10 protein-coding genes are annotated in these 8,081 nt (G+C 65.9%); 7 read left to right on the top strand and 3 right to left on the bottom strand.

Features of this window, described 5'->3' with window-relative positions:
- Both AB0M15_RS41780 and AB0M15_RS41775 read right to left on the bottom strand, forming a co-directional pair.
- A partial coding sequence (locus AB0M15_RS41780; protein ID WP_363832936.1) for an FAD-dependent oxidoreductase occupies window positions 1-110 on the bottom strand: 110 nt, incomplete at its 3' end.
- Window positions 111-221: 111 nt separating this feature from the next.
- Complete coding sequence (locus AB0M15_RS41775) at window positions 222-2,021, bottom strand: cytochrome c biogenesis protein CcdA (RefSeq protein ID WP_363832934.1); 1,800 nt, start codon at window positions 2,019-2,021, stop codon at window positions 222-224.
- Window positions 2,022-2,283: 262 nt separating this feature from the next.
- Here AB0M15_RS41775 and AB0M15_RS41770 point away from each other — a divergent pair, with 262 nt between their 5' ends.
- The 7 genes from AB0M15_RS41770 to AB0M15_RS41740 all read left to right on the top strand — a co-directional run bounded on the left by AB0M15_RS41770 (window position 2,284) and on the right by AB0M15_RS41740 (window position 7,774).
- Window positions 2,284-2,946: a fasciclin domain-containing protein gene (locus AB0M15_RS41770; protein ID WP_363832931.1), complete on the top strand. Its 663-nt coding sequence runs from the start codon at window positions 2,284-2,286 to the stop codon at window positions 2,944-2,946.
- A 136-nt stretch (window positions 2,947-3,082) separates the two neighbouring features.
- Window positions 3,083-3,835: an anti-sigma factor gene (locus AB0M15_RS41765; RefSeq protein ID WP_363832929.1), complete on the top strand. Its 753-nt coding sequence runs from the start codon at window positions 3,083-3,085 to the stop codon at window positions 3,833-3,835.
- A 253-nt stretch (window positions 3,836-4,088) separates the two neighbouring features.
- Window positions 4,089-4,361: a twin-arginine translocation signal domain-containing protein gene (locus AB0M15_RS41760; RefSeq protein WP_363832927.1), complete on the top strand. Its 273-nt coding sequence runs from the start codon at window positions 4,089-4,091 to the stop codon at window positions 4,359-4,361.
- A 76-nt stretch (window positions 4,362-4,437) separates the two neighbouring features.
- Entirely contained in the window at window positions 4,438-5,817 is a 1,380-nt protein-coding gene (locus tag AB0M15_RS41755) for a DUF4331 domain-containing protein (RefSeq protein WP_363832925.1), read from the top strand.
- Complete coding sequence (locus AB0M15_RS41750; RefSeq protein WP_363832923.1) at window positions 5,814-6,245, top strand: hypothetical protein; 432 nt, start codon at window positions 5,814-5,816, stop codon at window positions 6,243-6,245. The genes AB0M15_RS41755 and AB0M15_RS41750 overlap by 4 nt, the downstream gene beginning before the upstream one ends.
- Before the next feature lie 114 nt (window positions 6,246-6,359).
- Window positions 6,360-6,968 (top strand): NAD(P)H-dependent oxidoreductase, encoded by a 609-nt coding sequence (locus AB0M15_RS41745; protein ID WP_363832921.1) that lies wholly within the window; start codon window positions 6,360-6,362, stop codon window positions 6,966-6,968.
- Window positions 6,969-7,012: 44 nt separating this feature from the next.
- Window positions 7,013-7,774, top strand: coding sequence for an isocitrate lyase/phosphoenolpyruvate mutase family protein (locus tag AB0M15_RS41740; RefSeq protein ID WP_363832918.1), 762 nt, complete (start codon window positions 7,013-7,015; stop codon window positions 7,772-7,774).
- Between the two features lie 70 nt (window positions 7,775-7,844).
- On the opposite strand, the gene AB0M15_RS41735 is transcribed toward AB0M15_RS41740, so the two are convergent.
- A partial coding sequence (locus AB0M15_RS41735; protein WP_363832916.1) for a ferritin-like domain-containing protein occupies window positions 7,845-8,081 on the bottom strand: 237 nt, incomplete at its 5' end.

Below are 8,081 nucleotides of genomic sequence, written 5' to 3'. Positions count from 1 at the left end.
CCTTCGAAGACCAGCGGCGCCAGCTGGGCGCGCGCGGCGTAGACGGCGGCCGTGTAACCGGCTGGGCCGGAACCGATGATGATGACGTTGCGGACGGTCGGGTGGTTCATGATCGGTTCTTCCTCGAAGTGTTGGCGGGGCGGGGGTTGGAGGCAGACCGGCCCGGAAGGGGTGCTCACGGACCGGCCTGCTGTCGGAGGTGCCTGTGAGGGCAGGCCGGCTCAGCCGAAGCTGAAGGTGAAGGCGGAGATGCCGGGACTGTAGGTCAGCGTCATCGTCTTGCGTTCCTGGCCGGGCTTGTCGACCAGCTGGTAGGCGTTCGGCGTACCGGAGACCTTGATCGTCTTGTCGGGTTCACCAGGGATGGACACCGTGACGGTGCCTTCACCGGACAGGACGTGGAACACCTTGGCCGCGTTGAAGTTCAGCTTGGCCGTTGAGCCCTTGGTAGAGGTGACGCTCTGGGTTCCGACGGCCCAGCTGCCGCCGAGGCTGTAGGTGTCGTTCGGCTGGCTGGGGTTGATGCCGAACGCAACGGTCTTGTTCGGGGTCAGCTTTCCGGTCGGCCCGTTCAGGTTGGCCGACCGCGAGTAGCCGAGATAGGTCTCTGCGGTGGTGCCGTCAGCGCCGATCGTGTCGGCCTTGACCGTGCCGTCCACCGGGGCCGGCAGCTGGACGTCCGGGTTCGCGTCCTTCAGCAGCTGGCGGATCTGGTCCTCGGTCTGGCCGTAGCTGCCTTCGCCGAACTTGATCGACCGGACGGTGCCATTGGCGTCGACCAGGTACTTCGCGGGCCAGTACTGGTTGCGGTACGCCGTCCAGGTGGCGAGGTTGTTGTCCTGGCCGACGGGGTAGCCGATGCCCTCTTTGCTGATCGCCGACTGTAGGTTGCCGGCCGACTTCTCGAACGTGAACTCCGGCGAGTGGATCCCCACGATCTGTAGCCCGAGCGACTTGTACGCCTTGTCCCAGGCGAGTAGATGCGGGGTTGCCCGCTGGCAGTTGATGCAGGAGTAGGCCCAGAAGTCGACCAGGACGACCTTGCCCTTGAGTGCGCCGAGGGTGGCCGGCTGTCCGCCGGGTGTGTTGAACCATTTCTGGGTTCCGCGGAACTCCGGTGCCGTCCCGCAGGAGGCGAGTTCGGCCGCGCCGGGGATGCATTTGGCGAGGTCTGCGCTGGCGTCGTTGCCGATCGCCGGTGCGAGCGCGCCCTGTACGGTCTTGGAGTCGGCGACCTTCTTCTCGATGCCGCTGGTGTAGCTGGGCAGTGAGCGCTGGATGACGTCGGTGATGTTGAAGGCGAGGGCGATCGCCAGCAGGATCATGACGATGCCGCCGCCGATGCGGAAGCCCTTCTGGTGGTCGCGGTAGGCCTTGACCCGCTGGGAGATCCGTGAGCCGGCGGAGGCGAAGATCAGTAGGGGAAGCGCTGCGCCCATGGCGAAGGTGACGGTCAGAACGACGGTCCGCCAGCCGACGTTGCCGGTGGCGCCGGCGACGGTGATGGCGGCGAGTACCGGACCGGCGCAGGGGACGTACAGGGTGCCGAGGCCGAGTCCGAGGACGAAGGCGCCGTTGTTGTTGCGGTTGATCTTGGGGAGCCGGTAGAAGGGCTTCTCGATCCAGTGTCCGAGGGCGGGGAAGATCAGGCCGAGGCCGACCAGGGTGAGGATGGTCAGGCCTCCCCAGCGCAGGAAGCTGTCGGGGAGACCGAGTGCGGACAGGATCACCGATCCGGCCAGGGTGAAGACGCTGAAGCTGACGACGATGCCCGCGATGATCTTCAGGGGGCGGAAGTCGCGGGGCGGCTTCTCGGTGGCCTCGGTGTCGGCGATCAGCAGGTCACCGTCCGGCGTACCGGCAGTGGTTGCCTTGCGCCCCCGTTTGGATGCGGTCGGGGCGGCGGTATCGGTTTTGCCGGCGGTACCGGCGAAGAAGATGATCGGGAGCATCGGCAGGACACAAGGGGAAACCCCGGTGATCAGCCCGCCCACCAATCCGATAAAGGCCAGCGTCAACATGGGGTCACTCCAACTCGAAAGGGTTCGACAGGACACCCTCAGTTCGAGTCAACAGGGCCCTCCGGATGGGTGGAACAGCTGAGCATTGAAATGTTGCCGGCTGGACCTATCCGGGCCTGCGGCGGCGCCGAAGTAGTGATGTCAGCTGCGAGCCGCACAACGCGACTCAAAAGCAACTGGTGGCGACGAGCCGGGTTGTTCAACGGCACGCAGGAATTGCCAGTCGCCCCGGCTCATCACTTCATCGGAAGAGAGTTTCGCCATGTCCAAGACCATTGTTCGCGTCGGCCTCGCCGCCTCAGCGCTTTCCCTGCTGTTCGTAACCGTTGCCTGTGGCAGCGATGACAACAAGTCGAGCGGCAGCCCGTCGACCAGCACCTCGACCTCCACCTCGGTCGACACCCCGTCGGCGATGCCGTCGGTCGACAATGCCGCGGGCCTCGTCGGCCCCGGCTGCGCCGACTACGCCAAGGCGAACCCGACCGGTGCAGGTTCGGTCGACGGTATGGCCGCCGCACCGGTCGCCACCGCCGCCTCCGGTAACCCGCTGCTCAAGACCCTCGTCGCGTCGGTGTCGGGCAAGCTGAACCCGAAGGTCGACCTGGTCTCCACCCTCAACGGCGGCGAGTTCACCGTCTTCGCCCCGGTCGACTCCGCGTTCGCGAAGATCCCGGCCGCGACGATCAACACCCTGAAGACGAACAGCGCGCTGCTCACCAAGATCCTGACCTACCACGTCGTGGCCGGTCAGCTCGACCCCGCCGCGGTCGTCGGTAAGCAGACCACCGTCGAGAAGGGCTCGCTGACCGTCACCGGCTCGGGCAACAACCTGATGGTCAACAACGCCAAGGTCATCTGCGGCGGCGTCAAGACCGCCAACGCCACGGTCTACCTGATCGACACCGTCCTGATGCCCCCGGCCTGATCAACCAGCAGTAGCGGTGGTGCCTCTCTGTTCCTGGGAGGCGCCACCGTCCCGGCTCTACCGCAAATATCAGACGAGGAACGCGAGACGGCCAGATCCTGTTCAGACCGCGACGGCTCCAGGGAAGCGACACCACGTGACATCAACACCTGACATACATGCCCTGACCGGTCCCTACGTCCTGGACGCGGTGGACGATGCCGAGCGCGCCGGCTTCGAGCAGCACCTTGCCCACTGCACCGACTGCGGCACCGACGTGGACGATCTTCGCGAGGCAGTCACCAAACTCAGTATCTACGTCGCCAGGCAACCACCGGCAGGCCTCAAGCCCAAGGTGATGACCGCGGTCGGCCGGGTCCAGCAACTGCGACCGACGCCCCGCGTCGAGGCCGGCGACGTCGTTCAGTTCAAACCGGCCCGGCCGCGAGTCCTTCGGCGCTCGTTGACCCTGGCGGCCGCCTTCCTGGCCATCGCGGCCAGTGGAGGAGTCGCACTCGACCAGTACCGCGACAACGCGGTCACGACCGCTGTCAGCACCAGGGCAGCCACGATCCTGGCCCAGCCTGACGCCCGTACCGTTCACGGCGCTGTTATCGGCGGTGGCCAGGCGACCGTGGTCCTGTCCAGGCAGCAGGACGCAGCGGTCGTAGTGGTCCGCGACCTCAAGCCGCTCACCGGCCGCAAGACCTACCAGCTGTGGCTCGTCGACGGCTCACACAATGCTCGCTCCATCGGTTTGACCGACGGCAAATCTCTGACTCCCACCGTCGTGACCAGCGGCGTGGCCGGCAAGGAGACCTTCGGCGTGACCATCGAACCGCGAGGCGGGTCCGCCCGCCCGACCCTGCCAGCCGGCGACCTCCAGCCAGTCGTCCAGCTCAACGCATAACCGCCTGACTCAGCACGAAGAGCCGGTCTTATCCGCAGATAGCGCGGGTAAGACCGGCTTCTTTGCGGCGGGACGGAGGATCGGCCTCGAAAATCCCAGCCCGTCACACCCATCCACTCGAAGAGCAGGCCCGAATGGTCAGTAGCTGCGCTTGTGATCCAGATCACAACATATGCGACTGGGTCGCATCTGCCGCGCGGTTCGGGCCCCGGTGTTCGCCGGGATCCAGGCAGGGATGAAGGAAGGAACTGTCATGAGTGACGCAACACGTCGCGGTTTCCTGGTGTTCGCGGGCGCGGGCACCGTTGCCGCGGCCGGCGCCATCGCGGCACCGAAGATCTTCGGTGAGCAGTCCGCCGACGCTGCCACCCAACTCGAGGCCGCTGACCTGGCGAACGCGGAGTCGTTCGTCGTTCACGTCAAGGACGTGAAGAAGGGTGAGATGGCGATCATGGTCGGCGAGCGCGAGGTGCTGATCACCGACCGCGATCTGGCCGCCCGTCTTGCCGGTGTGAAGACCGCCTGACCATCGCCGGTCCCGACAGGGCCGCCGCCGGTGGCTTGTCTGTCTAGAGCTCGATCCCTTAACTGGAGGAACTTTCATGTCTTCGCATCGCGAAGCACCGGAGATCTCGAAGGACCCGGTCGCCGACAACACAGATGTCTACGCGTTCGTCAGCCCGGACAAGCCGGACACGGTGACGTTGATCGCCAACTTCATCCCGTTCCAGAACCCGTTCGGCGGCCCGAACTTCTACGAGTTCGGCGACGACGTGCTCTACCAGATCCACATCTCCAACAGCGGTACCGGCAAGGCGGACATCAGCTACCAGTTCCGCTTCCACGCCGAGATCCGGAACAAGAAGACGTTCCTGTACAACACCGGCCCGATCACCTCGATCAAGGACAAGACGTGGAACCGGCCGCAGTACTACTCGGTCACCCGGGTCGAGCACGGCCGCCCGCGCATCCTGGCCCGCGACCTCGCCGCCCCGCCCGTCAACGTCGGCCCGCGCAGTACGCCGAACTACGCCAAGCTCGCGGGCGAGGCGATCCACACGATCGGCACCAACCGCAAGGTCTTCGCCGGCCAGCGCGCCGACGGCTTCTTCGCCGACCTCGGGTCGATCTTCGACCTCGGCACCCTGCGCCCGTTCCAGGCAGCGCACCTGATCCCGTCCGCCGCCGCGATGGGCGTGAACGGCCTCCAGGGCTCCAACGTGCACACGATCGCATTGCAGGTGCCGATCTCGGACCTGACCCGCGACGGCAAGAAGCCGACCGACGTGATGTCGGCCAAGTCGGTCATCGGCGTCTACGCGACCGCGAGTCGCCAGCAGTCCAAGATCTTCGACGACCTGCTCGGGATCTCATTGTGGCACGGTCCGCACAAGCAGGTCTCCCGGCTGGGGAACCCGTTGTTCAACGAGGTCATCGTGCCGATGGCCGAGAAGGACAAGTGGAACAGCCTCGCCCCGCACGAGGACAAGCGCTTCGCCCAGTACGTGACCAAGCCGGAGCTGGCTGGGCTGCTGCCGGTGCTGTATCCAGGTGTGTTCCCGAACCTGGCTGCGTACAAGAAGCCGCGTGCTGATCTGGCGGCGATTCTGCTGACGGGGATCCCGAAGGGCGTAGTACCGGGGTTCCAGAACTACACCGGGCCGGTGCAGGCGGACATGTTGCGGCTGAACGTGGCCGTACCGCCGTCGAAGACGCCGAACCCGCTCGGCCTGGTGGCCGGTGACGCCGCCGGGTTCCCGAACGGGCGGCGCGTGTTCGACGACGTCGTCACCGTCGAGATCCGGGCGGTCGCCGGATTGACGATCCCGCTGGTCGACCCGTCGTTCACGCCTGACGGGGCCGCTTCGGCGGTACAGGACGGGACGTCGAACACGAACTCCGACTATCTGAAGGTGTTCCCGTACCTGGGTACGCCGGGTGGCGGTTACCAGTCGAAGCCGGGCGTACCGGCCGCGTCATGACCGAGCCGGCCACCAAGCCGCTCACCAATGCCGAGGAGAATCCGCATGCGGGCAAGGGCTCGTCGGTTCTACTCGACATCGGTGACGGCGTCGGCGCGATCGTGATCACGATGCCTGCCGAACTGGAAGACGTCGAGATCGAGCGTCGCCCCACTGGGTGGACCGCCCAAGAGCCCGTGGCCACCGGACACAGTCACGGCAACGGCCACGGGCATGGTCATGGTCATGGGCATGGTGAGCACAGCCACCGTTTCCCGCACGTGGCGGTCGTTCCCCGGCCCTCACCTGAGGGAGATACGGTCTATTCGGCGGTGTTCTTCGACGTCCCCGAGGGCAGCTACGAGTTGTACGTACTGCCCGACGGCCCTGTCCAGCTGATGCTCGATGTGATCAGCGGACAGGTCACCGAAGCCGACTGGCCGCGGTAGTTCATCGAACAGGAGTGGACCGTCGGGAGTGGGCACAGGGGCCACACCCGGTGGTCCACTCCCCGGTTCGGTGGTTCTTCGTGAAGACGAGTCTCGACGAGGGAGTTCTGTTTCATGACTACTTTGCGTGCGGTGGTTCTTGGGTGTTCGCTGAAGAAGTCTCCGGCGCCGTCCAGTTCGGAGTTGCTCGGCCGGGAGGTGCTGGCGGCGCTGGCCGATCACGACACAGACGGTGAGGTGATCCGCATCGTCGACCACACCGTCAAGTTCGGTGTGACGACCGATGAGGGCGACGGTGACGAGTGGCCGCAGATTCGGGAGAAGGTGCTGGCGGCGGACATCTTGGTACTCGCGACGCCGATCTGGATGGGTCAGCCGTCGAGCGTGGCGAAGGTCGTGCTCGAGCGGCTCGATGCCGAGCTGGCGGAGAAGGACGAGCAGGGCCGGCTGCTGACCTTCGGCAAGGTCGCCGCGGTCGCGGTGGTCGGTAACGAGGATGGCGCGCATCATGTCACCGCCGAGCTGCTCCAGGGGCTGAACGACGTTGGATTCAGCGTGGCAGCCAACGGTTCGACGTACTGGGTGGGGGAGGCGATGGGCAAGGTCGATTACAACGACGCCGGCCCGAAGCCCGACACGACCGGCGCGGCCACCAAGACGCTCGCCGCGAACACTGCTCACCTCGCCCGGTTCTTGAAGGACCAGCAGTACCCGCCGAGCTGAGCACGCTTCGCGGTCACCAATTCCGACATCTCACGGGAGTAGAAATGACCGATATCGCCGCGAAGGCCAGCGAATTGCTTCGGCTTCATCACACTGGGGAGACCCTGGTGTTGCCGACTGTCTGGGATGCCTGGTCTGCCCGTGCGGTCGTTGAGGCCGGTTACCCGGCGCTGAGTATCGGCAGCCACCCGCTCGCCAACTCCCGTGGGCAGGAGGACAACGAGGGTATGACGTTGGCGGATGCGCTCGACGGGATCCGCAGGATCACGGCGGCGGTCGACGTACCGGTGACTGCCGATGTGGAGTCGGGCTACGACACTGCGGCGGCCGAGTTGGTGGAGCGGGTGCTGGAGGCTGGTGCCGTCGGCATCAATGTCGAGGACACTGTGCACAGTGAGGGCCGGTTGCGGGAGGTACAGGAGCACGCCGACTACATCGGTGCTCTGCGCGCGGCCGCCGACCAGGCCGGTGTGGAGCTGGTCATCAACGCGCGCACAGACGCCTTCCTGGAAAAGGTGGCGAAGTTCGACGACCCGCTGGCCGAGGCGGTACGCCGATCACGAGCGTGCGAGGCGGCAGGGGCCCGATGCGTCTATCCGGTCAAGATCCCCAACGCCAAGAGCCTTGACGTGCTGTTAGCGGAGCTGTCCGGTCCGGTCAACGTGACCGCCCATCCGGTCGACGGAGCGCCGTCAGGCTCGTTCGAGGACTTGAAGGAAGCACGGGTTCAGCGGATCACCTTCGGTCCGCTGCTCCAGTTTGCGCTGACGAAACAGCTCACCAACCTGGTCAAGCCCTGGCGCTGACTCCACGCCTGCCAAGCAAAGGGAGCGGGCCGGTCTCCCCCTGGGGAGGCCGGTCCGCTCCTGGGGTGGGTCAGTAGGTGATTGCGGCGACGACCTTGTTCGGGTCGACGAGGAAGGGGGCTACGGCCTTGAGGACGTCTCCCTTGGCGATGCCCTTCTCGAAGGGGCCTTGGTAGACGCCGCCCTCGGCCTTGAGACCGAGGAGGTTGCCTACGACGGCGGCGTGGCGGGCTTCGACGCCGAAGATGCCGGCGGCGGCCTGGAGGATCATCTTGTCTTTGACGAAGCCGGCGGCGCCGAGGTAGGC

The organism is Kribbella sp. NPDC051718 (assembly GCF_040681515.1).
In the GTDB taxonomy this organism is placed as follows: Bacteria; Actinomycetota; Actinomycetes; order Propionibacteriales; family Kribbellaceae; genus Kribbella.
The sequence above is the reverse complement of the archived record's forward strand: the minus strand, read 5'-3'. Positions and strand labels throughout refer to the sequence as shown.